Annotated in this window: 24 protein-coding genes; 8 read left to right on the top strand and 16 right to left on the bottom strand. The window is 66.3% G+C overall.

All coding sequences use genetic code 11. The annotated features are described in order from the left end of the window. Window positions 1–30: 30 nt before the first annotated feature. Entirely contained in the window at window positions 31–930 is a 900-nt protein-coding gene (locus tag LY44_RS09165) for a ChuX/HutX family heme-like substrate-binding protein (RefSeq protein WP_055210219.1), read from the top strand. A gap of 3 nt (window positions 931–933) precedes the next feature. Here LY44_RS09165 and hemW read toward each other — a convergent pair whose 3' ends face one another. The 4 genes from hemW to rph are packed head-to-tail and all read right to left on the bottom strand — an operon-like array spanning window position 934 to window position 3,799. Beyond that, window positions 934–2,091 carry a radical SAM family heme chaperone HemW gene (gene hemW, locus LY44_RS09160; protein WP_055210221.1) on the bottom strand — a complete coding sequence of 386 codons (1,158 nt, stop codon included), beginning with the start codon at window positions 2,089–2,091 and terminating at the stop codon, window positions 934–936. A 9-nt stretch (window positions 2,092–2,100) separates the two neighbouring features. Further along, complete coding sequence (locus tag LY44_RS09155; RefSeq protein WP_055210222.1) at window positions 2,101–2,481, bottom strand: RidA family protein; 381 nt, start codon at window positions 2,479–2,481, stop codon at window positions 2,101–2,103. Further along, window positions 2,478–3,089, bottom strand: a complete 612-nt coding sequence (gene rdgB / locus LY44_RS09150) for an RdgB/HAM1 family non-canonical purine NTP pyrophosphatase (RefSeq protein WP_055210225.1) — start codon at window positions 3,087–3,089, stop codon at window positions 2,478–2,480. Before rdgB ends, LY44_RS09155 begins: the two co-directional genes overlap by 4 nt. Further along, window positions 3,086–3,799, bottom strand: a complete 714-nt coding sequence (rph, locus tag LY44_RS09145) for a ribonuclease PH (protein ID WP_055210227.1) — start codon at window positions 3,797–3,799, stop codon at window positions 3,086–3,088. Before rph ends, rdgB begins: the two co-directional genes overlap by 4 nt. A gap of 111 nt (window positions 3,800–3,910) precedes the next feature. Here rph and hrcA point away from each other — a divergent pair, with 111 nt between their 5' ends. Together hrcA and LY44_RS09135 are read left to right on the top strand one after the other, a co-directional pair. Beyond that, window positions 3,911–4,972 carry a heat-inducible transcriptional repressor HrcA gene (hrcA, locus tag LY44_RS09140; protein WP_055210550.1) on the top strand — a complete coding sequence of 354 codons (1,062 nt, stop codon included), beginning with the start codon at window positions 3,911–3,913 and terminating at the stop codon, window positions 4,970–4,972. A gap of 5 nt (window positions 4,973–4,977) precedes the next feature. Next, the gene (locus LY44_RS09135) at window positions 4,978–5,526 is read left to right on the top strand and encodes a nucleotide exchange factor GrpE (protein WP_055210229.1); all 549 of its coding nucleotides are present in this window, start codon (window positions 4,978–4,980) and stop codon (window positions 5,524–5,526) included. 51 nt (window positions 5,527–5,577) lie between these two features. Here LY44_RS09135 and mutS read toward each other — a convergent pair whose 3' ends face one another. Then, complete coding sequence (gene mutS, locus LY44_RS09130; protein ID WP_055210231.1) at window positions 5,578–8,217, bottom strand: DNA mismatch repair protein MutS; 2,640 nt, start codon at window positions 8,215–8,217, stop codon at window positions 5,578–5,580. A 111-nt stretch (window positions 8,218–8,328) separates the two neighbouring features. Between mutS and LY44_RS09125 the strand changes: the two genes are divergently transcribed. Both LY44_RS09125 and LY44_RS09120 read left to right on the top strand, forming a co-directional pair. Beyond that, a complete protein-coding gene (locus LY44_RS09125) occupies window positions 8,329–10,596 on the top strand; it encodes an NADP-dependent malic enzyme (RefSeq protein ID WP_055210233.1) in 2,268 nt (755 codons plus the stop codon). A 54-nt stretch (window positions 10,597–10,650) separates the two neighbouring features. After that, on the top strand, window positions 10,651–11,529 hold the full coding sequence (locus LY44_RS09120; RefSeq protein WP_055210236.1) for a ribokinase: 879 nt from the start codon (window positions 10,651–10,653) through the stop codon (window positions 11,527–11,529). Here the strand turns inward: LY44_RS09120 and phoB are convergent, their stop codons facing one another. From phoB to tsaD, 11 genes are all read right to left on the bottom strand, one after another. Then, the gene (gene phoB / locus LY44_RS09115) at window positions 11,530–12,222 is read right to left on the bottom strand and encodes a phosphate regulon transcriptional regulator PhoB (protein ID WP_055210238.1); all 693 of its coding nucleotides are present in this window, start codon (window positions 12,220–12,222) and stop codon (window positions 11,530–11,532) included. It abuts the gene before it with no gap. Between the two features lie 3 nt (window positions 12,223–12,225). Beyond that, the gene (gene phoU, locus LY44_RS09110) at window positions 12,226–12,936 is read right to left on the bottom strand and encodes a phosphate signaling complex protein PhoU (protein ID WP_055210240.1); all 711 of its coding nucleotides are present in this window, start codon (window positions 12,934–12,936) and stop codon (window positions 12,226–12,228) included. 11 nt (window positions 12,937–12,947) lie between these two features. Then, complete coding sequence (gene pstB, locus LY44_RS09105) at window positions 12,948–13,736, bottom strand: phosphate ABC transporter ATP-binding protein PstB (protein WP_394325854.1); 789 nt, start codon at window positions 13,734–13,736, stop codon at window positions 12,948–12,950. Between the two features lie 15 nt (window positions 13,737–13,751). Next, a complete protein-coding gene (gene pstA, locus LY44_RS09100; protein WP_055210244.1) occupies window positions 13,752–15,083 on the bottom strand; it encodes a phosphate ABC transporter permease PstA in 1,332 nt (443 codons plus the stop codon). After that, complete coding sequence (gene pstC, locus LY44_RS09095) at window positions 15,080–16,540, bottom strand: phosphate ABC transporter permease subunit PstC (RefSeq protein ID WP_055210246.1); 1,461 nt, start codon at window positions 16,538–16,540, stop codon at window positions 15,080–15,082. The genes pstA and pstC overlap by 4 nt, the downstream gene beginning before the upstream one ends. A gap of 55 nt (window positions 16,541–16,595) precedes the next feature. After that, the gene (locus LY44_RS09090; protein ID WP_055210248.1) at window positions 16,596–17,651 is read right to left on the bottom strand and encodes a substrate-binding domain-containing protein; all 1,056 of its coding nucleotides are present in this window, start codon (window positions 17,649–17,651) and stop codon (window positions 16,596–16,598) included. Window positions 17,652–17,760: 109 nt separating this feature from the next. Beyond that, entirely contained in the window at window positions 17,761–18,423 is a 663-nt protein-coding gene (locus LY44_RS09085; protein ID WP_055210250.1) for a CbiX/SirB N-terminal domain-containing protein, read from the bottom strand. 311 nt (window positions 18,424–18,734) lie between these two features. Beyond that, window positions 18,735–19,154 (bottom strand): EVE domain-containing protein, encoded by a 420-nt coding sequence (locus LY44_RS09080; protein ID WP_055210251.1) that lies wholly within the window; start codon window positions 19,152–19,154, stop codon window positions 18,735–18,737. Beyond that, on the bottom strand, window positions 19,154–19,423 hold the full coding sequence (locus tag LY44_RS09075) for a YciI family protein (protein WP_055210253.1): 270 nt from the start codon (window positions 19,421–19,423) through the stop codon (window positions 19,154–19,156). Before LY44_RS09075 ends, LY44_RS09080 begins: the two co-directional genes overlap by 1 nt. Continuing rightward, entirely contained in the window at window positions 19,424–20,380 is a 957-nt protein-coding gene (locus LY44_RS09070; RefSeq protein ID WP_055210255.1) for an NAD(P)H-dependent glycerol-3-phosphate dehydrogenase, read from the bottom strand. Then, window positions 20,377–21,462 (bottom strand): tRNA (adenosine(37)-N6)-threonylcarbamoyltransferase complex transferase subunit TsaD, encoded by a 1,086-nt coding sequence (tsaD, locus tag LY44_RS09065; RefSeq protein WP_055210258.1) that lies wholly within the window; start codon window positions 21,460–21,462, stop codon window positions 20,377–20,379. The genes LY44_RS09070 and tsaD overlap by 4 nt, the downstream gene beginning before the upstream one ends. 70 nt (window positions 21,463–21,532) lie before the next feature. Between tsaD and LY44_RS09060 the strand changes: the two genes are divergently transcribed. The 3 genes from LY44_RS09060 (at window position 21,533) to LY44_RS09050 (ending at window position 24,933) form a co-directional block, all read left to right on the top strand. Next, window positions 21,533–22,231 (top strand): uroporphyrinogen-III synthase, encoded by a 699-nt coding sequence (locus LY44_RS09060; RefSeq protein WP_065118391.1) that lies wholly within the window; start codon window positions 21,533–21,535, stop codon window positions 22,229–22,231. A gap of 190 nt (window positions 22,232–22,421) precedes the next feature. Continuing rightward, window positions 22,422–23,480: a COG4223 family protein gene (locus tag LY44_RS09055; RefSeq protein ID WP_146707224.1), complete on the top strand. Its 1,059-nt coding sequence runs from the start codon at window positions 22,422–22,424 to the stop codon at window positions 23,478–23,480. A gap of 10 nt (window positions 23,481–23,490) precedes the next feature. Beyond that, window positions 23,491–24,933 carry a heme biosynthesis protein HemY gene (locus LY44_RS09050; RefSeq protein ID WP_055210264.1) on the top strand — a complete coding sequence of 481 codons (1,443 nt, stop codon included), beginning with the start codon at window positions 23,491–23,493 and terminating at the stop codon, window positions 24,931–24,933. The last annotated feature ends 43 nt before the right edge of the window (window positions 24,934–24,976 follow it).

Below are 24,976 nucleotides of genomic sequence, written 5' to 3'. Positions count from 1 at the left end.
CGGGGACAGAAGCCCACCGGAGGGACCGCGATGACGGCCATCACCCCAGAGCAGATCCGCACCGCCCGCGCCCGCAAGCCGCGGATCTATGCCCGCGACTTCGCCGACGGGCTTGGCATCCCCGAGGCCGCGCTTTGCGCCGCCTTCGTCGGCAGCACCGCGACGCGGATTTCCGCCGATCCGGACCGGATCCTGCCGGGCCTGGCCGCGCTGGGTCAGGTCATGGCCTTGACCCGCAACGACAGCTGCGTGCTGGAAAAGGTCGGCTGCTATGACCGCTATCAACCCGGCGCGATCGCCCGGATCGTCAACCCGCCGATCGATCTGACGCTGCTCCGCGCAAAGTGGCAGCATGCCTTCGCGCTGGACGAGGCGGGGCCGAAGGAGCCGAAGCGCTCGATCCAGATCTTCGATGCCGCGGGCGAGGCGGTGCACAAGATCCATCTGCGCGAGGAAACGAATGCCGAGGCCTGGGCGCCGCTGGTCGCTGCGCTGCGGCTGGCGGATCAAGATCAAGGCTTCACGCCCGCGCCCACCGATCCGGAAGCCGATCTCTGGGCGGATCTGAGCCCGATTGCCCCCCTGCGCGAAGGCCGTCTGTCTGCGCGTCGGCTGGCCAAAGGTGCGATCGAACGGCTGATGGTTCGCGCCGCCGAAACCGCCGTTCCGGTGGATTTCGCGGTCGGCAACCCCGGCTGCATCGAGCGGCATTCGGGCGTGATCGTCCGGGTGCTGGAGGCCGGTCCCTGGATCAATGTCCTCGATCCGGGGCTGGAGCTGCATCTGCGCATGGATCACATGGCCGAAATCTGGGCGCGGCCCGACGGCTCGGTCGATGCCTTTGGCGCGGCCGGTCAGCTGATCGTGCGGATGTCGGGGGCGGAGGGCTGGGCCGATCTTCTGGCGGCCGAGGGGGATTTCCAGCCTTGAGCCTCAGGGCATCAGGGCGCGAATCACCGCATTGAGCACTGCACGCCCCTCTGCGGTGGCGCGGATGCGCCCCGCGTCGCGCGCGATCATCCCCATCGCCTCCAGATCGGCCAGGGCCTGCGCGGGCAGCGCCTGCCCCGAGAGGCGTTCATAGCGGGTCGGGTCGATCCCCTCGGCCAGTCGCAGCCCGAAAAGCAGGAATTCGGTCGCCTGTTCCTGCCGCTCAAGCGGTTCTCGCGGCATCTCGCCATTGCCCAGACGCTCGACCCGGTCCAGCCAGTCGGCGGGCGACTTCGGCGCCTCGGTCGCCTGACGGACACCGCCCAGCGTCAGCCGCCCATGCGCGCCGGGGCCGATCCCGGCATAATCGCCATAGCGCCAGTAAACCAGATTGTGCCGACATTCGGCGCCCGGCCGCGCATGGTTCGAGACCTCATAGGCGGGCAACCCGGCAGCGTCACAGATTTCCTGCGTTTTCAGATACATGTCGGCGGCCAGATCGTCCTCGGGCAGATCCCGCAGCTTGCCCGCCGCGAAAAGCCGCCCGAAGGCGGTGCCGTCCTCGATCGTCAGCTGGTAAAGTGAGAAGTGATCGACCGCCATCGCCAGCGCCCCGCGCAATTCGCGCGCCCAATCGGTCAGGCTTTGCCCCTGCCGGGCATAGATCAGATCGAAGCTGACACGCGGGAAATGCGCCCGGGCGATGTCGAACGCCGCCCGCCCCTCGGCCGCGGTATGCATCCGGCCCAGACGGCGCAGGCTGTCATCGTCCATCGCCTGCATGCCCATCGACAGCCGCGTCACGCCCCCCTGCGCGAAGGCGCGGAACTTGCCCGCATCGATGCTGGTCGGATTGGCTTCAAGGGTGATTTCCAGATCATTCGCCGTGGGCCAGGTGGCACGGATCCGGTCAATCACCGCCGCCACCGTCTCGGGCGCCATCAGGGACGGCGTGCCGCCGCCGAAAAACACCGTGTTCAGCACGCGGCCCTGCGTTTGCGCGCCGATCCGGTCGATTTCGGAAAGATAGGCGCGCAGCCAGCGGTCGTGATCGATCGCGGCCGCAACATGGCTGTTGAAGTCGCAATAGGGGCATTTGGCGGCACAAAAGGGCCAGTGGAGGTAAAGGCCAAAGCCCCCGTGCCGCCAGTCGTCGGTCATCCCCAAAACCTACCCTTTGAAGGCCGTGACTTCGATCTCGATCTTCATCGCGGGGTTCACCAGACCGGCCACGATCATCGTCGCCGCCGGACGGATCTCGCCAAAGGTCGCCGACAGCGCCGGGATGATCTGTTCCATATAGGCGGCATCGGTGATGATGTAATTCGCCCGCACGACGTTTTCGAGCCGGAAGCCCGCGCCTTCCAGCACCGTTTTGATCGTCGCCAGCGTGTTCTGGGCCTGTTCCAGCACCGAGTCGGGGAAGGTCTTCGTCACCGGATCAACGCCGGTCGTGCCCGCGACAAAGCACCAGTCGCCCTGCACCACGGCGCGGGAATAGCCAAGCTTGGGTTCGTAGGGCGAGCCGCCCGAAATGTTGACGCGAGTCATTTTGCCTCCATGACCTTGACGAATTTGCGGAACGCATCCGCACGGTGGGAAATCTCGTTCTTCTGCGCCGGGTCCATTTCCGCGAAGGTCACCTCGAACCCCTCGGGCTGGAACATCGGATCATAGCCGTGCCCCTGCGCGCCGCGCATCGGCCAGACCAGCTGCCCCTCGGCGCTTCCCTCGAAAACTTCGTCATGCCCGTCAGGCCAGGCCAGAACCAGGGTCGAGCGGAACCGGGCCTTGCGCGGAAAGGGCGCGTTCTTCGCCTCGCATTCGGCCCAGGTCCGGGTCATCGCCAGACCGAAATCGCGCCCGTTCGGCGTCTCCGCCCAATCGGCGGTGTAAACGCCCGGGGCGCCATCCAGCGCGTCGACCTCGATGCCGCTGTCATCGGACAGCGCGGGCAGGCCGGTGGCTTTCGCCGCCGCATGCGCCTTGATCCGCGCATTGCCGACAAAGGTCGTCTCGGTTTCCGCCGGTTCGGGCAGGTTCAGCTCGGCCGCACCGACGACCTCGACCCCGTAAGGGGCCAGAAGGTCACGCATTTCCGCCAGCTTGCCCTTGTTGTGGGTGGCCACCAGCAGACGCTTTTCGGTGAAAGCCCTCATGCGACCGCAGCCTTTTGCGCCGCCACCAGCTGCGCCACCCCGGCCTCGGCCAGATCAAGCAATTTCCCCATCTCCTCGCGCGAGAAGGTCGAGCCCTCGGCGGTCATCTGCACCTCGACCAGACGGCCCCGCCCGGTCAGGATGAAGTTGCCATCCACACCTGCCTCGCTGTCCTCGGCATAATCCAGATCGGCGATCGGCTGCCCGGCATAGATGCCGCAGGAAATCGCCGCCACATGGTCGATGATCGGGTCCGACACGATCAGCCCCGATTTCAAGAGCTTGTTCACCGCCAGACGCAGCGCCACCCAGCCGCCGGTGATCGAGGCGCAACGGGTGCCGCCATCGGCCTGCAGCACGTCGCAGTCAACGACGATCTGCCGCTCGCCCAGCGCCGAACGGTCGATCCCCGCCCGCAAAGCCCGGCCGATCAGACGCTGGATCTCCTGCGTGCGGCCCGATTGCTTGCCCGCCGCCGCCTCGCGCCGGTTGCGCGAATTCGTCGCGCGCGGCAGCATCCCGTATTCCGCCGTCACCCAGCCCAGACCCGAGCCCTTGAGGAACGAGGGCGCCTTGTCCTCGATCGTCGCGGTGCACAGAACATGGGTGTCGCCCATCTTGATCAGCACAGAGCCTTCGGCATGTTTCGTCACGCCGGTTTCGATGGAAATGGAACGGATATCGGCAAGATTGCGGCCAGAGGGGCGCATGGGCTGTCCTTTCGCTGGATTTGACCCCATTTGAAACGGCAGAAGACCCGATGCAACCCCGAAGGCACGATTGACGGAAAAGCTTTCCCCGCAATAATGCAAAGCGTGGCCATGACGAACCAGAACCAGCTGATCTCGGACTTGAACGACCGCTCCCGCGAAGTGTTTCGCCGGGTGGTCGAGGGCTATCTGGAATCCGGCGATCCGGTCGGTTCGCGCACGTTGACCCGGATGATGAGCGAAAAGCTCTCGGCGGCGACGATCCGCAACGTGATGCAGGATCTGGAATATCTGGGGCTGCTCGGCAGCCCGCATGTCTCCGCGGGGCGGGTGCCGACGCAGTTGGGGCTGCGGATGTTCGTCGATGGCTTCATGGAGGTGAGCGAGGTTCAGGCGACCGACCGTGCCGCGCTTGAAGCCACGGTGGGCGGGGCCGAACCCGATGTGGGCTCGCTGCTCGACCGGGTGGGCTCGGCGCTCTCGGGGCTGACGCATGGGGCAAGCCTGGTGCTGGCGCCGAAGACCGAGGCACCGATCCGCCATATCGAATTCGTCTCGCTGGCACCCGACCGGGCTTTGGTGGTGCTGGTGATGGCCGATGGTCAGGTGGAAAACCGCGTCTTCACCCCCCCCGCCGGGCAGACGCCCTCCTCGATGCGCGAGGCGGCGAATTTTCTCAATGCGCTGGCGGAGGGCAAGACGCTGTCCGATCTGCGCCGCGAAATCGCCGTGGAAATCCTGGCGCGGCGGCAGGAACTGGATGCCTTGGCCGCCGAGATGGTCGAAAGCGGTCTGGCGCAATGGGCCGATCAGGGCGAGCCCTGGGAGCGGCTGATCGTGCGGGGCCGCTCGAATCTGCTGGAGCCCGAGGGCGATCTGGACCGGATCCGGACGCTTTTCGACGATCTGGAACGCAAACGCGACATCGCCGAATTCCTCGATCTGACCGAGGACGGCGAAGGCGTGCGCATTTTTATCGGGTCGGAGAACAAACTCTTCTCACTTTCGGGTTCCTCTTTGGTGGTCTCTCCCTATATGAACGCGGATCGAAAGATCATCGGCGCGGTGGGGGTCATCGGCCCCACCCGGCTCAACTACGGGCGGATCGTGCCGATCGTGGATTATACGGCGCAACTGGTCGGGCGCATGCTGGCCGGCCGGGGCAAAGGGTGAAACGGATGACCGAGAAGAAGGACGAAATGGCAGAGGATCAGGCGCAGCTGGACGAGGCGCTGGCCGCGGCTCTGGGCGACGAGCAGGACGAGATCGAAATGCTGCGCGCCGAACGCGACGAGCTGCGCGACCGCTTCATGCGGGCGCTCGCCGATGCCGAAAACTCGCGCAAGCGGGCGGAGCGGGATCGGCGCGAGGCCGAGCAATACGGCGGCTCGAAACTGTCGCGCGACATGCTGCCGGTGTTCGATGCGCTCAAGCGCGCGCTGGATGCGGCGGGCGACGAGGTCCGCGCCGCGGCGCCGGCGCTGATCGAAGGGGTCGAGCTGACCCAGCGCGAGCTGCTGAACGTGTTTGCGCGGCACGGGATCGTGGCGATCCAGCCGAAGCTGGGCGACAAGTTCGACCCGCTGCTGCATGAAGCGATGTTCGAGGCGCCGCTGCCGGGCACGGTGGCGGGCGACATCATTCAGGTGATGGACGACGGGTTCCTGCTGCACGACCGTCTGCTGCGCCCGGCGAAAGTCGGCGTCAGCTCGATGCCGAAAGCGTAAGGGTGGGGGCTCTGCCCCCACACCCCCGAGGTATTTCGGGCAAGATGAAACTCAATCCTTGAGCAGGGCGCGCAGTGCGTAAAGCGCGTCCATCGCTTCGCGGGGCGTCATCTCGTCAGGATGCAGGGCGCGCAGCTGGTCCTCGACCGCGGATTTTGCGGGCGGGGCCGCGGGCGCGGGCGGCGGGGCGAGTGCAAAAAGCGGCAGATCGTCGATGATCGCCTGTTTCTTGCCGCCCTCGCGTTCGCCCTTTTCGAGCGCCTCCAGCACGACACGGGCGCGGGCGACGACGCTTTCGGGCAGGCCCGCCAGTTTCGCCACCTGCACGCCATAGGAGCGGTCGGCCGCACCCTTTTTCACCTCGTGCAGGAAGATCACCTCGCCGTGCCATTCCTTGACCGAGACGGTGGCGTTTTCGACGCCGTCAAGCTTCGCCGAAAGCGCGGTCATTTCGTGGTAATGGGTGGCGAAAAGCGCACGGCAGCGGTTTGCCCCGTGCAGATGTTCCAGCACCGCCCAGGCGATCGAGAGCCCGTCATAGGTCGCCGTGCCGCGGCCGATTTCATCGAGGATCACCAGCGCCCGGTCGTCGGCCTGATTGAGGATGGCGGCGGTTTCGACCATCTCGACCATGAAGGTCGACCGGCCGCGCGCCAGATCGTCGGCGGCGCCGACGCGGCTGAAAAGCTGGCTGACAAGGCCGATATGGGCACGCCGCGCCGGGACGAAACTGCCCGCCTGCGCCAAGAGCGCGATCAGCGCATTCTGCCGCAGGAAGGTCGATTTGCCCGCCATGTTCGGCCCCGTCAGCAGCCAGATCGCAGGCGTCTGCCCGGAGGTCAGGGCGCAATCGTTCGCAATGAAGGGCTCGCCCTGGCGTTTCAGCGCGGCTTCCACCACCGGATGACGGCCGCCTTCGATCTCGAAAGCGTGGCTGTGATCGACGGTGGGTTCGACCCAGTCTTCGGCCGCGGCCAGATCGGCGAAGGCGGCGTTCAGGTCGATTTCGGCCAGCGCCCGCGCGGTTTCGGAAATCGGCCCGGCGGCGGCCAGAATCGCGCCTTTCAGGCTGTCATAGAGCCGCTTTTCGATCTCCAGCGCATGATTGCCCGCGTTCAGGATCCGGGTTTCCAGCTCGCTCAGCTCCAGCGTGGTGAAGCGGACCTGATTGGCCGTCGTCTGCCGGTGGATGAAGCGCGCCGAGAGCGGCGGGGCCAGCATCTTTTCCGCATGTGTCGAGGTGGTCTCGATGAAATAGCCCAGCACGTTGTTGTGCTTGATCTTCAGCGACGAAATCCCCGTCTCGCCGATGTAATCGGCCTGCATCCGGGCGATCACGCCGCGGCCTTCGTCGCGCAGCTGCCGGGTCTGGTCCAGGTCCGGCTCGTAGCCCGGCGCGATGAAGCCGCCATCGCGGGCCAGCAGCGGCGGTTCGGCCACCAGCGCGGCATCAAGAAGCGCCACAAGGTCGTCGTGACCCAGCAGCCGCGCCCCGGCCTCGGCCAGAAGCGCGGGGGCCTCGGTCTCGGCCAAACGCTCGGCGATGCGGCCCGCCTGTTCCAGCCCGTTGCGGATCGCCGCCAGATCGCGGGGACCGCCGCGGTCGAGCGCAAGGCGGCTCAGCGCCCGGTCGATATCGGGGCAGCGGCGCAGCGCCTCGCGCAGGTCTTCGGCAAATCGACCCTGTTGCGCCAGAAAACGCACCGCATCATGCCGCGCATGGATCTGCGCCAGATCGCGCGAGGGCGCGGAAATCCGCCGTTCCAGAAGCCGCGCCCCCGCCGCCGTCACGGTGCGGTCGATCGTGGCCAGAAGCGAGCCTTCGCGCCCGCCCGAAAGCGCCTGCGTCAGCTCCAGATTGCGCCGCGTCGCCGCGTCGATCTGCACCAGGCTGCCCGCCTCTTCCCGCAGCGGCCGCGCCAGAAGCGGCAGTTTCCCCCGCTGCGTCAGATCGAGATAATCGACCAGCGCGCCCATCGCCGAGATTTCGGCGCGCGAAAAGGCGCCAAAAGCATCGAGCGAGCCCACGGCGAAGAGATCGCAGAGCCGCTTTTCCGCCCCCTGACTGTCGAAACTCGACCGGGCGAGCGGGGTCAGCGACGCGCGCAGATCAGAGACGATTCCAGCACAATCGGCCTCTTTCACCTCGCTTACCAGCACTTCGCGGGGGGCCAGCCGGGCCAGCTCGGGGCCAAGACGGGAGAGCGGACAGGGCATCACCCGAAACTCGCCCGTGGAAATATCGGCCCAGGCGAGCGCGCCTTCGTCGCGCAGCTCGGCCCAGGCGGCCAGATAGTTGTGCCGCCGCGCTTCCAGCAGGCTTTCCTCGGTCAGCGTGCCGGGCGTGACCAGCCGCACCACATCGCGCCGCACCACGGATTTCGAGCCGCGTTTCTTCGCCTCGGCCGGATCTTCCAGCTGCTCGGCGATCGCCACGCGAAAGCCCTTGCGGATCAGCGTCAGAAGATAGCCCTCGGCGGCATGGATCGGCACGCCGCACATCGGGATGTCCTCGCCCAGATGCAGGCCGCGTTTCGTCAGCGCGATATCCAGCGCCGCCGCCGCCGCCACGGCATCGTCAAAGAACATCTCGTAGAAATCGCCCATCCGGTAAAACAGCAGCGCCCCGGGGTTCGCCTGCTTGATCGCCAGATATTGCGCCATCATCGGCGTCACGGTTTCGCTTGTCATGGTTTCCCCCTGCCGCGCGCAACTTATTAAACGCCGCACCCCCGTGCAAACCGATTGAGGCAGCGCCGCAAGGGGGATAAGGAAAAAGCGCCCACTGGAGGAGTTCGGCCCATGTCCACCAAGAACCGCGTCACGCCCGAAGAGGCGCTGGCCTATCACCTCGACCCCGTGCCGGGGAAATACGAGGTCGTCGCCTCGAAGCCGATGACCACGCAGAGGGATCTGAGCCTGGCCTATTCCCCCGGCGTCGCGGTTCCGGTCGAAGCCATCGCCGAACGGCCCGAAACCGCCTATGACTACACCAACAAGGGCAACCTTGTGGCGGTGATTTCGAACGGCACGGCGATCCTCGGTCTGGGCAACCTTGGCGCGCTGGCCAGCAAGCCGGTGATGGAAGGCAAGGCGGTGCTGTTCAAGCGCTTCGCCGACGTGAACGCGATCGACATCGAACTGGCCACCGAAGACCCGGAAGAAATCATCAAGGCGGTCAGCCTGATGGGCCCGACCTTTGGCGGCATCAACCTTGAGGACATCAAGGCCCCCGAGTGCTTCATCATCGAGCAGCGGCTGAAAGAGATGATGGACATTCCGGTGTTCCATGACGACCAGCACGGCACGGCGGTGATCTGCGCGGCGGGGCTTTTGAACGCGCTCGAAATCTCGGGCAAGAAGATCGAAGACTGCAAGATCGTGCTGAATGGCGCGGGCGCTGCCGGGATTGCGTGCCTCGAGCTGATCAAGACCATGGGCGCCAAGCATGACAACTGCATCATGTGCGACACCAAGGGCGTGATCTGGCAGGGCCGCACCGAGGGCATGAACCAGTGGAAATCGGCCCATGCGGCCAATACCGAGGCGCGCACGCTGGAAGAGGCGATGGTGGGCGCCGACGTGTTCCTGGGCGTCTCGGCCAAGGGCGCGGTGACACCCGAGATGGTCGCCTCGATGGCCGACAATCCGGTGATCTTCGCGATGGCGAACCCGGACCCGGAAATCACCCCGGAAGAAGCGCATTCGGTCCGCCCCGATGCGATCGTCGCCACCGGGCGGTCGGATTATCCGAACCAGGTCAACAATGTGCTGGGCTTCCCCTATCTCTTCCGCGGCGCGCTGGACATTCATGCCCGCGCGATCAATGACGAGATGAAGATCGCCTGTGCCAAGGCTCTGGCGGCGCTGGCGCGAGAGGACGTGCCCGACGAGGTGGCGATGGCTTACGGCCGCAAGCTGACCTTCGGGCGCGACTACATCATTCCGACGCCCTTTGACCCGCGGCTGATCTATCTGATCCCGCCTGCCGTGGCCAAGGCCGGGATGGATACCGGCGTCGCCCGGCGTCCGATCATCGACATGGAGGGCTATGCGCAAAGCCTGAAGGCGCGGATGGACCCGACGGCGGCGATCTTGCAGGGCATCCATGCCCGGGCCCGTCAGGCGCAGGCGCGGATGATCTTTGCCGAGGGCGACGACCCGCGCGTGCTGCGCGCGGCGGTCGCCTATCAGCGCGGCGGCATGGGCACGGCGCTGGTCGTCGGCCGCGACTCGGATGTGAAGGAACAGCTGGAAGCGGCCGGGATCGGCGACGCCTTCCGCGAATTGCAGATCGTCAATGCGACGAATTGCAAGCACATGGATACCTACAAGGATTTCCTTTATCGCCGCCTGCAGCGGCAGGGGATGGACCGGGAAGACGCGCACAAGCTGGCCACCCGCGACCGGCATGTGTTTGCCGCGCTGATGCTGGTGCATGGGCACGGCGACGGCATGATCACCGGCGCGACGCGGAAATCGGCGCATGTGCTCGAGCTGATCAACAAGGTGATCGACGCCAAGCCCTCGGACGGCGCCGTGGGGATAACCGCGCTGTTGCACAAGGGCAAGGTCGTCTTCATCGGCGATACGCTGGTGCATGAATGGCCCGACGAAAACGATCTGGCCGATATCGCCATGGCCGGGGCGCGCGTCGCCCGCGGTCTGGGCATCGATCCGCGCGTCGCTTTCGCCTCGTTCTCGACCTTCGGTTATCCCGTTTCCGAGCGCGCGATGAAGATGCATGTGGCGCCGCAGATCCTGGATGAACGCGGCGTCGATTTCGAATATGATGGCGAAATGGCCGTCGATGTCGCGCTGAACCCCGAGCAGATGAAGCATTATCCGTTCTGCCGTCTGACCGGGCCCGCGAACATCCTTGTGGTGCCCGCGCGGCATTCGGCCTCGATCTCGGTGAAGCTGATGCAGGAAATGGCCGGGGCGACGGTGATCGGCCCGATCCTGACCGGCATCCAGCATTCGGTGCAGATCTGCTCGAACCGCGCGACGGTGAACGACATCCTGCATATGGCGGCCCTCTCGGCCAGCCGTCTGGGGCTGAAACGTTGAGAACCCCTCCGGGCCGGGGCGTCTCGGCCCGGGTCAAGACCCCGGAGAAGACCCATGACCATCTTCAACCTCGGCTCGATCAACGCCGACCACTTTTACCGTCTGCCGCATCTGACCCTTCCCGGGGAAACGCTGGCCGCGACCGCTTATGACCGGGGGCTGGGCGGCAAGGGGGCGAACCAGTCGGTGGCGGCGGCGCGGGCCGGGGCGGTGGTGCGCCACATCGGCGCCACCGGGGCCGATGGCGCCTGGATGCGGGCGGAACTGGCGGCGGATGGTGTCGATTGCGCCCATGTCGCCGAGGTCGAGGTGGCTTCGGGTCATGCGATCATCATGGTCGATGCCTCGGGCGAAAATTCGATCGTGCTGTTTCCGGGGGCGAACCGGGCGGTGCCGCTGACGGCGCTGCAGGACGCGATGGAAACGGCCGCACCGGGCGACTGGCTGCTGATGCAGAACGAAACCTCGGCCCAGCTCGAGGCGGTGGCGCTGGCGAAGGCCCGCGGCGTCAAGGTCGCCTATTCCGCCGCGCCGTTCGAGGCGGAAGCGGTGCGCAAGGTTCTGGCCGATCTCGATCTTCTGCTTTTGAACGCGGTCGAGGCGGCGCAATTGTGCGAAGCGCTCGGCACCACGCTGGACGCCTTGCCGGTCAAGGCAGTCTGCGTCACCCATGGCGCGAAAGGGGCGGTCTGGCACGATCTGGCGGGCAAGACTGTGCAGGAACAACCGGCCTTCAAGGTCACGCCCGTCGATACCACGGCGGCGGGGGACACCTTTGCGGGCTATCTGGTCGCCGGTCTGGCCGAGGGGATGACGCCGCCGCAGGCGCTGCGGCTGGCCGCCGGGGCCTCGGCGCTGAAAGTGACGCGGGCCGGAACGGCCGCCGCCATCCCGACCCGCGCCGAGGTCGATGTCTTTTTGCAAGACCGCTGATCAGCCGAGGCTGTAGCCGGTTCCGCGCACGGTGCGCACGGGATCGGCGCCGCCATTCACCATCAGCGCCTTGCGCAGCCGCCCGACATGCACGTCGATGGTGCGGGTGTCGACATAGATGTCGCGCCCCCAGACCCGGTCGAGCAGCTGATCGCGCGTCCAGACCCGGCCCGGCTTTTCCATCAGCGTCGACAGCAGCCGGAACTCGGTCGGCCCCAGTTTCAGGGGCTGACCGTCGCGGAAGACCCGGTGCTCGGCGGCATCGAGAATGATGTCGTCGAAGACCAGCCGCTCGCCCATCGTGGCGGGCCGGGTGCGCCGCAGCTGCGTGCGCAGACGCGCCATCAGCTCCACCACCGAATAGGGCTTCACCACGTAATCATCGGCGCCGGTTTCCAGCCCCCGCACCCGGTCGGTTTCCTCGGACCGGGCCGAAAGCATGATGATCGGGATCGACCGGGTTTCCGGATTGGCCTTCACCCGGCGGCAGATCTCGATGCCCGAGACATTGGGCAGCATCCAGTCCAGCACCACAAGATCGGGCTTTTCCTCGCGCAGGAACAACAGCGCCTCGTCACCGTTCACCGCCATCACCACCCGAAAGCCTTCGGCTTCAAGGTTGTATTGCAGAACTTCGCGTTGCGCCGATTCGTCCTCGACCACCAGCACACAGGGCTGTTGCGCAGGACTCATCGATCAGCTCTCCAGCGGCTTGACGGCCACCACGCCATCGGATTTCGGCCGCGGCTCCTCGGGCATCTGGCCGGTCACCAGATAGGTCACCTGCTCGGCGATCGAGGTGCACAGATCGCCCATCCGCTCGATGTTCTTGGCGATGAAATGCAGATGCATGCAGGGGGTGATGTTGCGCGGATCTTCCATCATGTAGGTCAGGAATTCGCGAAACAGCGCATTGTACATCTGGTCGATGGCGACATCGCGGGCGCGGACATCGGCGGCCAGTTTCGCATCGCGCTGGATGAAGCTGTCGATCGAATCCTTCAGCATGCCCTCGACCTCGGCGGCCATGCGCCGGATCGCCCCCGAAGAGCCATTGATCGACGGCAGGTCGGCAATCACCTTGGACCGTTTCGCGATGTTCTTGGCGTAATCGCCGACGCGCTCCAGATGGCCCGCGACCTTGATCACCGTCAGCGCGATGCGCAGATCGGTGGCATGCGGCGCCCGCAGCGCGATCAGCCGCGCCGCCTCGATGTTGATCTGCTCTTCGAGCACGTCCACCTGCTTGTCGCGCAGACGGACGGTCTCGGCCAGATCCTCGTCGCGTTCTTCCAGCGCCTGGGCGGCATCGAGGACCTGGGTTTCGACAAGGCCCCCCATCTTGACGACCATCGCCTGAACCGACTCGAGATCCCGGTCGAAGGATGAAACGATATGCTGTGACATGGGATCTTTCCTCAACCGATACGGCCGGTGATGTAGCTTTCCGTGCGGGGATCGCGCGGATTGGTGAAGATCTGCCCGGTTTCGCCGAACTCGACCAGGTTTCCAAGGTGGAAGAAGGCCGTGCGCTGGCTGACCCGGGCGGCCTGCTGCATCGAGTGGGTGACGATGACGACCGAGAAGTTCGAGCGCAGCTCGTCGATCAGCTCCTCGACCTGCGCGGTGGCGATCGGGTCAAGCGCCGAGCAGGGTTCGTCCATCAAGAGCACCTCGGGCGAGGTGGCGACGGCGCGGGCGATGCACAGCCGTTGCTGTTGCCCGCCCGAAAGCCCGGTGCCGGGGGCGGCCAGACGGTCCTTGACCTCGTTCCAGAGCGCGGCCTTGCGCAGCGCACTTTCGACCACCTCGTCCAGCTCGGTCTTGTTGCGCACCAGCCCGTGGATTTTCGGCCCGTAAGCCACGTTGTCATAGATCGATTTCGGGAACGGATTCGGCTTCTGGAACACCATCCCCACCCGCGCGCGCAGCTGCACCGGATCGACCTTCTTGTCGTAGATATCCTCGCCATCCAGCTGGATCGCGCCTTCGACGCGGCAGATGTCGATCGTGTCGTTCATCCGGTTCAGACAGCGCAGGAAGGTCGATTTCCCGCAGCCCGAGGGCCCGATGAACGCCGTCACCGTCTTGTCGAGGATGTCGATGTCCACATCCTTGATCGCATGCGAGGCCCCATAATAGACCTGCACCTTGCGGGCGGTGAATTTCGTCACGTCGGTGGTCACGGCTCTCTCCGTCAGTCGCATGTTGTTCATGATGTCTTACCACCGCCGTTCGAATTTGCGCCGCAAGATCACGGCAAGGGAGTTCATCACCAGAAGGAAGACCAGAAGCACGATGATCGCCCCGGAAGCCCGTTCGACAAAGGCCGGATCGGCGCGCTGGGTCCAGTTGTAGATCTGCACCGGGATCGCCGAGGCCGGATCGAGGATGCCCTCGGGCGGGGCGCCGGGGTAATCCTTGACGAAGGCGACCATGCCGATCAGCAAAAGCGGCGCGGTCTCGCCCAAAGCCTGCGCCAGCCCGATGATCGCCCCGGTCAGGATCCCGGGCACGGCTAGCGGCAGGACGTGATGGAAGATCGTCTGCGTCTTCGAGGCGCCGACGCCCAGCGCGGCTTCGCGGATCGAGGGCGGCACGGCATTCAGCGCGGCCCGGGTCGGAATGATGATCCGCGGCAGCGTCATCAGCGTCAGCACCAGCGCCCCCACCAGCGGAGAGCTTTGCGGCATGCCGGCGAAGTTGATGAAGGCGGCAAGGCCAAGGATGCCGTAGACGATCGAGGGCACGGCGGCGAGATTGGCCACGTTCACCTCGATCAGGTCGGTGAAGCGGTTCTTCGGCGCGAATTCCTCAAGGTAGATCGAGGCGGCAACACCGATCGGCAGCGCCAGACACAGCACCAGCACCATCATGTAGATCGAGCCGAGGATGGCGACGCCGAGACCGGCGGATTCGGGCCGCAGTTCCGAGGCATCCGGGTTGGTCAGGAAGCCGGTGTTGAAAGCCAGTTTCAAAAGCCCCGCGTCGCGCAGCTTTTCGGCCAGCTGCAGCTGTTCGGGGGTGATGTTGCTGTCCAGCGCGGCGCTTTCCATCGTCACCCGGCCCTTGAAAAAGCCGTCGACCCGGCCCGAGGCCAGCACGTCATAGGTGATCGTGGTGCCGAGCAGATCGGGATCGGCCAGAACCATGTCGCGCAGCCCGGCGGGCGCCTCCTTGGAGATCAGCGCGCCGATGTTCTTGGTGCTCATCTCGGGGGCCAGGTTCTGTTCGATCACCACCGCTTCCAGCGCCTTGGTGATCAGCTTGGCATAGGTGACGGTCGTCGCCTTGGCCATCTCGGCCGGATCGCGGTTGCCCTTGGGATCAAGCGCCTTGGCATCAAGCGTGATCGGCAGGCTCAGCACGGTCTGCCGGAAGGCGCCCAGACCCGAGCCGAGCACCGAAGAGAGCAGAACCACCAGCGCCAGAAGGCCGATGACGACGGCGGTGATGCCGTAGATGCGGAAACGCTTTTCGGCGGCATTGCGGGCCTTGGTGCGGGCATCGGCGGTGTAAAGCGACCGCGGCGCGGAAGTCTCGACCATGGTCATTCGTATTGCTCCCGGTATTTGCGCACGATCACCAGCGCAAGGACGTTCAGCACCAGCGTGAAGATGAACAGGGTCAGCCCCAGCGCGAAGGCGACAAGAGTTTCAGGCGAGGCGAATTCGGTGTCGCCGGTCAGCTGGCTGACGATCTTCACCGTGACGGTGGTCATCGCCTCGAACGGGTTCATCGAGAGTTTCGCGGCGGCGCCAGCGCCCAGAACCACGATCATCGTTTCGCCGATGGCGCGCGAGGCGGCCAGCAGCACGGCGCCGACGATGCCGGGCAGCGCGGCGGGCAGGATCACCTGTTTCACCGTCTCGGAATGCGTCGCGCCCATGGCGAACGACCCGTCGCGCAAGGATTGCGGCACCGCGTTGATGATGTCGTCGGACAGCGAGGAGACGAAGGGAATGATCATCACCCCCATCACCAGACCGGCCGTCATCACCGAGGAGGAGGAGGAGCCAAGCCCCAGCGGCTGGGCCACCCAGTCCCGAAGCAGCGGCCCGACGGTGATCAGCGCGAAAAGACCGTAAACGATGGTCGGGATGCCCGCCAGAACCTCGAGCAGCGGCTTGGCGATGGAGCGGACCTGTTTCGAGGCATATTCGGCCAGATAGATCGCCGCGAAAAGCCCCACCGGCACCGCCACGGCCAGCGCGATGAACGAGACGTAAAGCGTGCCCCAGACCAGCGGCCAGATCGACAGATCGGAGCCGCCGCCGAATTTCGGGTTCCAGCTCAGCGAGAAGAAGAAGTCCCGGAACGGATAGAGCTGGAAGAAATGCACGGTCTGGAAGACCAGCGACAGGACGATGCCGATGGTGGTGCCGATCGCCACCAGCGAGGCGGCGATGAGCAGCCAGCGCAGGAAAGTCTCGGAGACGTTGCGGGCGCGGAACTCGGGACGGATGCGCAGGATCGCGAAGGCGAAGCCGCCCAGCGACGCGGCCAGCGTCAGCGCCGTCAGCGCAAGGCGCCCGAAGCCGGTCAGAGCGCGCCAGTCCTTGGCCGCCTCGAAGACCGAGGGCTGCACATTCGCGCCCAGCGCGACGCCGACATCGGCCATGCGCGAGCGGATGTCGCTGAAATCGGCGCGCATGTCGCGCAGATCGGCCTCGGTCAGGCTGCCGTCGGCCAGCATCAGATCGATGCCCCCGGCGATGCGGCGCACATCGGCCATCACCAGATTGCGGCTTGACCCCTGCGGCAGATCTGCGGCCGGGATCATCGCGGAAATCCGGCTGTCGATCACCACCGGCTGCGCCAGCAGCCAGGCCGCCATCAGCGCAAGGGCGGGCACGGCAGTGAACAGCGCCACCGTCTGGCCATAGTAACCGGGAAGGGAATGCAACAGGCGCAGATCCTTGCCGACCAGTTGCAACGCCCGAAAGCGGCCCAGGAAAAAGCCGCCGCAGGCAAGGGCGAGCACGATCAGCGCAAGAAGACCGGGGGTCATGTGTTCATCCGCAACAAGGGAAGGGAGGCGCCCGCAGGCGCCCCCCGAGATCAGGTTATTTCAGCGGCGCCATCGGGGTTTCCGCCTCGACCATCGCCTGGGTCGCGGCCAGTTCCGGGTCCGAAACAAGGCCGTAAGCGGCCAGCGGGCCTTCCGGACCGGCCATCTCGTCCGAGACGAAGAAGGTGATGAATTCCTTCAGGCCCGGGATCACGCCCAGATGCGCCTTCTTGACGTAGAAGTAGAGCGGACGCGACACCGGATAATCGCCTTTGGCGATCGATTCGGTCGAGGGGACGATGCCGTCGATGGTGGCGACGCGCAGCTTGTCAGTGTTGTTCTGGTAGAACGACAGTCCGAAGACGCCGATGGCGTTCTTGTTGGCGTCGATGCGCGACAGCGTCTCGGTGTAGTCGCCGTCGATGTCCACGGCCACGCCATCGGTGCGCAGCGTGCCGCATTTCTTCACGGCTTCTTTCTTCTTCGCATCCTCGTCGGCGCCTTCGGCGCTCGCCATGTAAAGATCATAGGCGCCGGTGGCCTTGCAGCCTTCTTCCAGCACTTCGATGTCGAAGACCTCGCGGGTGCCATGTTTGGTGCCCGGGATGAAGGTCAGGATGTCTTGCGCGGGCAGCTTGGCGTTCACCTCGGCCCAGGTCTTGGCGGTGTTGTCGACAAGCTTGCCGTCCTTCACCACCGTGGCCGAGAGCGCGCCGAAGATGTCGGCGGGGGTGAAGGCGAAGTCCGGGCCCTTGATGTCGGAGGCGAAGACGATGCCGTCATAGCCGATGCGGACTTCCATGATGTCCTCGACGCCGTTCGCCTTGCAGGTGTCGATGTCGGATTGCTTGATGCGCGACGACGAGTTGGCGATGTCGATGGTGTTTTCGCCCACGCCTTCGCACAGCTTCTTGCGGCCCGCGCCCGACCCGCCGCCTTCGACGACCGGGGTCTTGAAGTCGAAGTTTTCGCCGAAGGCTTCGGCGACGATGGTGGCATAGGGCAGGACGGTCGAAGAACCGGCCGCCTGGATCTGGTCACGCGCGGCGGCACCGGTGGCCGAGGCGGCAACGATGGCAAGCGCCGAGACGCCGAATTTCACGAAAGTCATGGATCACTCCTGAAGATCTGGAAGGGCCGTTAAGACCTTGGCAACCCCTCTAGGCTCGGGTCGTGACGCTTATGCAAAAGAAATATGACAGCTGCGTGACAAACGCTCGTCAGGCCCGGCGCAGCGCGGCGGCGATCAGATCGGCGACCTCCGGGCGCTCGCCGATGGCGGGCAGCAGCCGGCCGCGAAACCCCGCCCGGGCAAGCGCTTCGGGAATGTCCTGCGCGACATGACCGGCCCGCAGAGCGAAAAAGGGCAGACAGATCGCCTCGGGATGCTGCGCCGCAATGTCGCGCAGATGCGGATCTTCCTCGAGAAAGGCCGCCGCGATGCGCCGACCGGGCAGATGGGCGCCGATTCGCTCGACCATCGCCATCGTCGCCATCCGCGAGCTGCGCGCCACCTGCGAGCCATGCGCACAAAGGATCAGATCGCCCGGCCCCGCCTCGGCCACGGTCTTGATCACCAGCGCGGGCAGGCCGGGATCGGCGCCGAAGGGCGAGAGGATCTCGGCCCGGCTGCCCAGATCGGCCAGCCGTCGCGGCAATTGCCGAGAGGTGAACCAGCCCTCGGCCATGAAGAAGGGATAGATCCGCGCCCGGGGCAGAGTTTCCAGCACGCGGGCCAGCGCCCCGGGTTTCGCCAGCGTCGCCGCAAGCACCCGCACCCCGGGCAGGCGCGCGCCGACCTGCTGCGCCAGCGCGGTCAGCGCGGCCTCGGCCGGATCGGGGTTCGAGGGGAAGCCATGGGCGACGAGGATGAAATCGGACATGCGTAAGACCTAGCGCGAAAGCCCGGCCCGACAAGTCGGCCGCCGCGCGCCGCCTTGGCATAGTTAACCAATCCCTGCGAACAAGCCCCTGAAATTGCATCATATTGTTCAGACTGCGCGATTGCGGGGAATCACCCATTCCCGTAGAAAGGGTGCCACGGCCAGTATGGCCAGGACCCGATAACAGTTTCACGTGTGGTGCGTAGGGGAGCACGTGGGGTGAAGGAGGGTCCTGGTAGGGGTGCCGGGACCCTCCGGTTTTTTCGGGGGGCGCTTGCGTTTCCTGGCGTGAGGGTCGCAGCGCGATCGGCTCAGGGATCGATCCCGCCCAGGTCGCAGACGATCTTCCATTCCTCTTCCGTCACCGGCTGCACCGAGAGCCGCATCGAGGTCACCAGCGCCATCTGCGCCAGCCGCGGATCGGCCTTGACCGTGGCCAGCGTCACCGGCGTCTTCAAGGGCCGCAGCGCGCGGATGTCGACGCAATCCCAGCGCGGATCCTCGGTGGTCGAATCGGGATGGCTCAGCGCGCAGACCTCGACGATGCCGACGACCTCCTTGCCGATGTTGGAATGGTAGAAGAACCCCTGATCGCCCAGCTGCATCGCCCGCATGTTGTTGCGCGCCAGATAGTTGCGCACCCCATGCCACTCTTCGCCCTCCGCGCCCTTGGCCACCTGCATGTCCCAGGACCAGACGTCGGGCTCGGATTTGAAGAGCCATTTCGCCATCAGCCGATCACCTTTTTCCATTCGGTGACGGCGACCGATTCGAACAGACCGGCTGCCGCATAGGGGTCGCCCGCCGCCCAGGCCTGCGCGGCGTCCAGGCTCTCGCAGTCCAGAATCACCAGCGAACCGCACATCTGCCCCCCCTCCAGAAACGGCCCGGCCATTTTCACGATGCCGGTCGTCTCGATATAGGCCAGATGCGCGGCGCGGGTGTCGAGCCGCGTTTGCAGCGCCCCGGGCTTGTCCTTGCAGATCACGGCGTAAAGCATTCATTCCTCCTTCAGCGGGCGAGAGAGCAGCGCCGTAACGGCGTCGGCAACGGATATCTTTTGCGCGCAAAGCGCGGCGATCATCGCGGCGATCGGCATCTCGATGCCGTGGTCCCGCGCCAGTCCGGTGACCGCCCGCGCCGTGGCGGCACCTTCGACCGTCACGCCGGGATCAAAGGCGGACCCGCTGCCCAGCGCAATCCCGTAACGAAAGTTGCGCGATTGCAACGAGGTGCAGGTCAGCACCAGATCGCCAAAGCCGGAAAGCCCCATCAGCGTCTCGGGCCGGGCGCCCAGTTTCATCGCCAGCCGGTTCATCTCGGCAAAGCCGCGCGTCATCAGCGCGGCACGGGCGGAATCGCCCAAGTCTGCCCCGATCACCACCCCGGCCGCAATCGCGATGACATTCTTCAGGGCCCCGCCCAGTTCGGCGCCGATCGTGTCGGTGGTGCGGTAAAGCCGCAAGGTCGGGGTGGAAAGCTGCGCCTGCAGAGCGGGCGCGTCCCTCCGGCAGGCCAAGGTCAGCGCGGTGGGCAGGCCGCGGGCGATATCGGCGGCGAAACTTGGCCCGGTCAGCACGGCGGCCAAGGCGCCCGGACAGGCCGCCTCGATCAGCGCGACCGAGCCACGCCCGGTCTCCAGATCGATCCCCTTCGAGCAGGAGACCAGCACCTTGCCGTCAAGCAACCCGGCGTTTTCGCTCAGAAACCCGCCCATCTTCTGCATCGGCACGCCGAGCAGAACCACCTCGCAGCCCGCGGCATCCGCGATCCGGTCGGTGACGGTCAGGGCCTCGGGCAGCACGGCCCCGGGCAGACGGCGGTCATTGCGGCGGCTTTCGCGCATCTCGGCGACATGGGCGGCATCGCGGGCCCAAAGCAGCACCGGCCCGCGTTGGGCGAGCGATATCGCCAGCGCCGTGCCGAAAGCGCCCGCCCCCAGAACCGCAATCGTCATGCCTTGGCCCCCTTCTTGCCAGAGCCAAGCATCGCCGGCGCCGTGGCATCGAGCGGCCAGCGCGGTCGGGCGATCAGATCGGCCTCGGTCGAAAGCCCCAGCCGGAACCGCTCGATCCCCGCCCAGGCGATCATCGCCGCATTGTCGGTGCAAAGCCGCAAGGGCGGCGCGGTGAAGCGCACGCCCTGCGCGGCACAAACCTGTTCCAGCGCCGCGCGAATCGCCTTGTTCGCCGCCACCCCCCCGGCCACGGCCAAAGCGGGCTGGTCGGGCGCGGTGTCGAGATAAGCCGCCAGCGCACGGCGGGTCTTTTCCGCCAGCACATCGGCAATCGCCTGCTGAAAGCCCGCGCAGAGATCGGCGCGGGTCTGCCGGTAAAGCCCGTCATGTGCCGCGATTTCCGTATCGCGGGCGCGCAGAAGCGCGGTTTTCAGCCCGGAGAACGACAGATCGCAGCCGGGACGGTCGAGCAGCGGACGCGGAAACCGGAACGCCTTCGGATTGCCCTTGGCGGCCTCGGCCTCGACCGCGGGGCCGCCGGGCTGCGGCAGGCCCAGAAGCTTCGCCGCCTTGTCGAAAGCCTCGCCCGGGGCATCGTCGATCGTGCCGCCAAGCCGGGAAAAGCTGTCGGGACCACGCACCAGCAGAAACTGGCAATGTCCGCCGGAAACCAGCAACATCAGATAGGGAAAGATGAGACCATCGGTCAGCCGCGGCGTCAGCGCATGGCCCGCCAGATGGTTCACCCCCACCAGCGGCAGCCCGGTCCCGGCCGCCAGCCCGCGCGCGCACATCACGCCCGACATCACCCCGCCGATCAGCCCCGGCCCCGCGGTCACGGCGATGCCATCGAGATCGGCGAAGCCCAGCCCCGCCTCGGCCAAAGCCTCCTCGACACAGCTGTCCAGCTTTTCGGCATGGGCGCGCGCGGCGATCTCGGGCACGACGCCGCCAAAGGGCGCGTGCAAGGCGGTCTGACCGGCCACGACCGAGGCCAGAACCGTGCCATCCGCACGCACCACCGCGGCGGCGGTGTCGTCGCAGCTCGATTCAAGGCCAAGGAAAGTCAGGGGTCTGGTCATGCCGATGTCGTTGCGCGGGGTCCTTCCTGCAGGTAACACCGGCTCAGGCATCGCACAACCCGAGGCTCCGATGAGCACCCCTTTCCGACCGCCGCTTTTGCTGACCCGTCCCCGCGCCGGGTCCGAACGATTCGCCGCGCAGTTCCGGGCCCGGATGGGCGCCGACTGTCCGGTGCTGATCGCCCCCCTGCTGGAAACCGAGCCGACAGGCGCCGAGCTGCCTGCGGCAGACGCGCTTGTCCTGACCTCGGAACAGGCGGTCGGACCGGTCGCCGCAAGCGCCCTTGCGGGCCATCCGGCCTTTTGCGTCGGCGAACGCACCGCCGAAGTGGCGCGCAAGGCGGGCTTTTCGATTCTGGGCATTGCCCCCGATGCGGTGCATCTGCTCGAGCTGATCCTGGCCGCGCCCGATCCGGGCCTGATCCTGCACACGCGCGGCAACGAGGCGGCGATGCCGCTTGCCGAACGGCTGACGGCGGCGGGGCGGCGCGCGGCCGAGGTGATCGTCTATGCCCAGATGCCGCGCCCGCCCAGCGCGGAGATGCGCGCGCTTCTGGCGACGCCCGGCCCGGTTCTGGTGCCGATCTTTTCGCCCAACAGCGGCAAGCTTCTGGCCGCGGCGGCACGAGGGGCCCGCGCCGAGCTGCGGCTGGTGGCGATTTCCGAGAATGCGGCGCAGACCTGCACCGGCTTGCCTGCGACAACGCTGCAGATTGCGGCGCGTCCCGATGCCGAAGCGCTGCTGGACGCACTTGTCGCACTGGCCTGAGAGCGGTTGAGGTTGAGCAGCACCGAGCCGCTCAATAGACTGCGGCAAAATGAAGACATCGCGCCGCGTTGCGCGACTTGGAGGAGTGTCCATGGCGAACCCGGACGAGACGGAGCGTGACAGCACGGCAGAGACCGCTGCGCAAACCCCTGAAATGTCTGACAAAGACGCAGGCGGCCCGGGCGCGGACGTGACGGGGACCAAGACCGAAGCCGCAGCGCAGGCGGCGCCTGAAAAGGCGCCGAAGCCCGCGACCGAATCAGCCCCGGCGAAACCGAAACCCGTGCCGCCACCGCCGCGCGGGGGCATGTCGCTGGTCTGGGGGGGCATCATCGCCGCGGTGATCGGCTCGGTGGGCACGATTGTGGTCTTGCCGAAACTGCCGCCCGAACTGCGCGAAAAGGTGCTGCCGGGCGCGCAAAGCACGGTGGAAAAGGATCTGGCCGCACAGGCGGCGAAGCTTGAGGCCGTGGTGAAGACGATGGCCGAGCTGCAGGCGGGCAATGCCGGCGTCGCGGCGCTGCAGACCGCGGTGGGCGAGCTTTCCGGCAAGCTCCAGGCGCTGGAGGCCGCGGGCGGCACCGCCCCCGCCGCGCCGGTCGATCTGTCCGGCGTGCAGGGACAGATCGACGCGCTGAAAGCGATGGTCGAGAAGAGCCCGGCCTTCGCCTCGCAGCAGCAGCTTGAGGTGGCGACCGTCGAAGCCAAGGCGAAGATCGCCGAGGCCGAGGCCGAAACCGCGAAGATCCGTGCCGAATCGGAGGCCGCGGCGAAAAAGGCGATCGCCCAGGCGGCGGTGGCCCGGCTGTTGGCGGCCTTTGAAACCGATGCGCCGATCGATGGCGCGCTGGGCGATGTGGCGGCGGCGGGCGTTTCGGTGCCCGCGGCGCTGAAGGGCGATCTGCCCTCGATCGCCGCGCTCAAGGCGGCCTTCCCCGAGGCGGCGCGCAAGGCGCTGACCACCGCGCGCAAGGTCACTGCGGGGGAGACGATGACCGACAAGCTCGGCGCGTTCCTCTTGGCGCAGACCGGGGCCCGGTCGCTGACGGCGAAGGACGGGACCGGCCCGGATGCGGTGCTGTCGCGGGCGCAAACCGCGGTCGATGCGGCGCAATTCGACGCGGCGCTGACCGAGATCGCGGCCCTGCCCGAAGCGGCGCAGGCCGATCTGCAATCCTGGAAGGACATGGTGGCCAAGCGCGCAGCCGCGCAGACCGCCATCGCCGACCTGACGCAATCCGTGCAATGAGGGGACGGCGATGATCTGGTCTTTCATTAAAATCTCGCTGTTCGTCGCCGTCGTGGTCGGGCTCGCCTTTGGCGCCGCCTGGCTTTCGGATCTGGGCGAAACCATCCGCATCATCGCCTTCGGGGTCGAGCTGAACCTGGGCGCGCTGCAGGTGGTGATCCTGATCGGGCTTGCCATCCTGGCGATCTGGCTGGCGCTGAAGGTGCTGGGCTTCGTCTTCGCCTTCATCCGCTTCGTGACCGGCGATGAAACCGCGATCAGCCGCTATTTCGACCGCAACCGCGAGCGCAAGGGCTACGAGGCGCTGGCCGAGGGGATGCTGGCCGTCGCCTCGGGCGAATCGAAGCTGGCGGCGTCAAAGGCGAGCAAGGCCGAGCGCTACCTGCGCCGTCCCGAGCTGACCAACCTTCTGACCGCGCAGGCGGCGATGATGAACGGCGACACCCGCAAGGCCGAAGAGGTCTATCGCAAGCTTCTGGCCGATCAGCGCACCCGGTTTGTCGGCGTGCAGGGGCTTTTGTCGCAGAAACTGGCCGAGGGCGACACCGATACCGCGGTGAAGCTGGCGCAAAAGGCCTTTGCGCTCAATCCGAAGAACCTGGACGTGCAGAACACGCTGTTCAAGCTGCAGACCGAGGTCGGCGACTGGAAGGGCGCGCGCGACGTGCTTTTGGCGAAGATGCGTCAGGGGCAGCTGCCGAAGGATGTGCACAAGCGTCGCGATGCCGTTCTGGCGCTGCAGGAGGCCAAGGCGGTGCTGGATGGCGGCACCTCGATCGAGGCGCAGGAAGCGGCGATTGCCGCGGCCAAGGCCTCGCCCGACCTCATTCCCGCGGCGGCGATGGCGGCCAAGGCGCATTACGACAAGGGCGATGCGAAATCGGCGACCCGCGTGCTGCTGAAGGCCTGGGAGGCGCAGCCGCACCCGGATCTGGCCGCCGTCTTCGCCTCGATGGTGCCGGGCGAATCGGCGACCGAGCGGCTCAAGCGCTTTGAAAAGTTGCTCTCGCTGCGCCCCGATCACGAGGAAACCCGGCTTTTGCGCGCCGAGCTTTGCATCGCGGCCGAAGATTTCCCGGCGGCGCGGCGGGCTTTGGGCAATCTGGTCGAGACCAACCCGACCTCGCGCGTGCTGACGCTGATGGCGGCGATCGAGCGCGGCGAGGGCGAGGATGACGCGGTGGTGCGCGGCTGGCTGGCCAAGGCGCTGACGGCGCCGCGCGGCAAGCAATGGTGCTGCGACAAATGCCAGAACATCCAGTCGCAATGGGGTCCGGTCTGCGACAATTGCGGCGGTTTCGACACGCTGAGCTGGCGGGAACCGGCGCATAACAACATGCCCCTGCCCAATGGCGCCGAGATGCTGCCGCTGATCGTGGCCAAGGGCACGAAAGCCGATGCGGGCGAAACCCTTGAAGGAACCGCCCGCGCTTTGAGCGAACGCGAAAAATAGGGCTACACATCCCCGCAAGGGCGTGCTATCCGCGCGCCACAGT

It is taken from the genome of Rhodobacter capsulatus (assembly GCF_003254295.1).
Taxonomy (GTDB): domain Bacteria; phylum Pseudomonadota; class Alphaproteobacteria; order Rhodobacterales; family Rhodobacteraceae; genus Rhodobacter; species Rhodobacter capsulatus.
The sequence above is the reverse complement of the archived record's forward strand: the minus strand, read 5'-3'. Positions and strand labels throughout refer to the sequence as shown.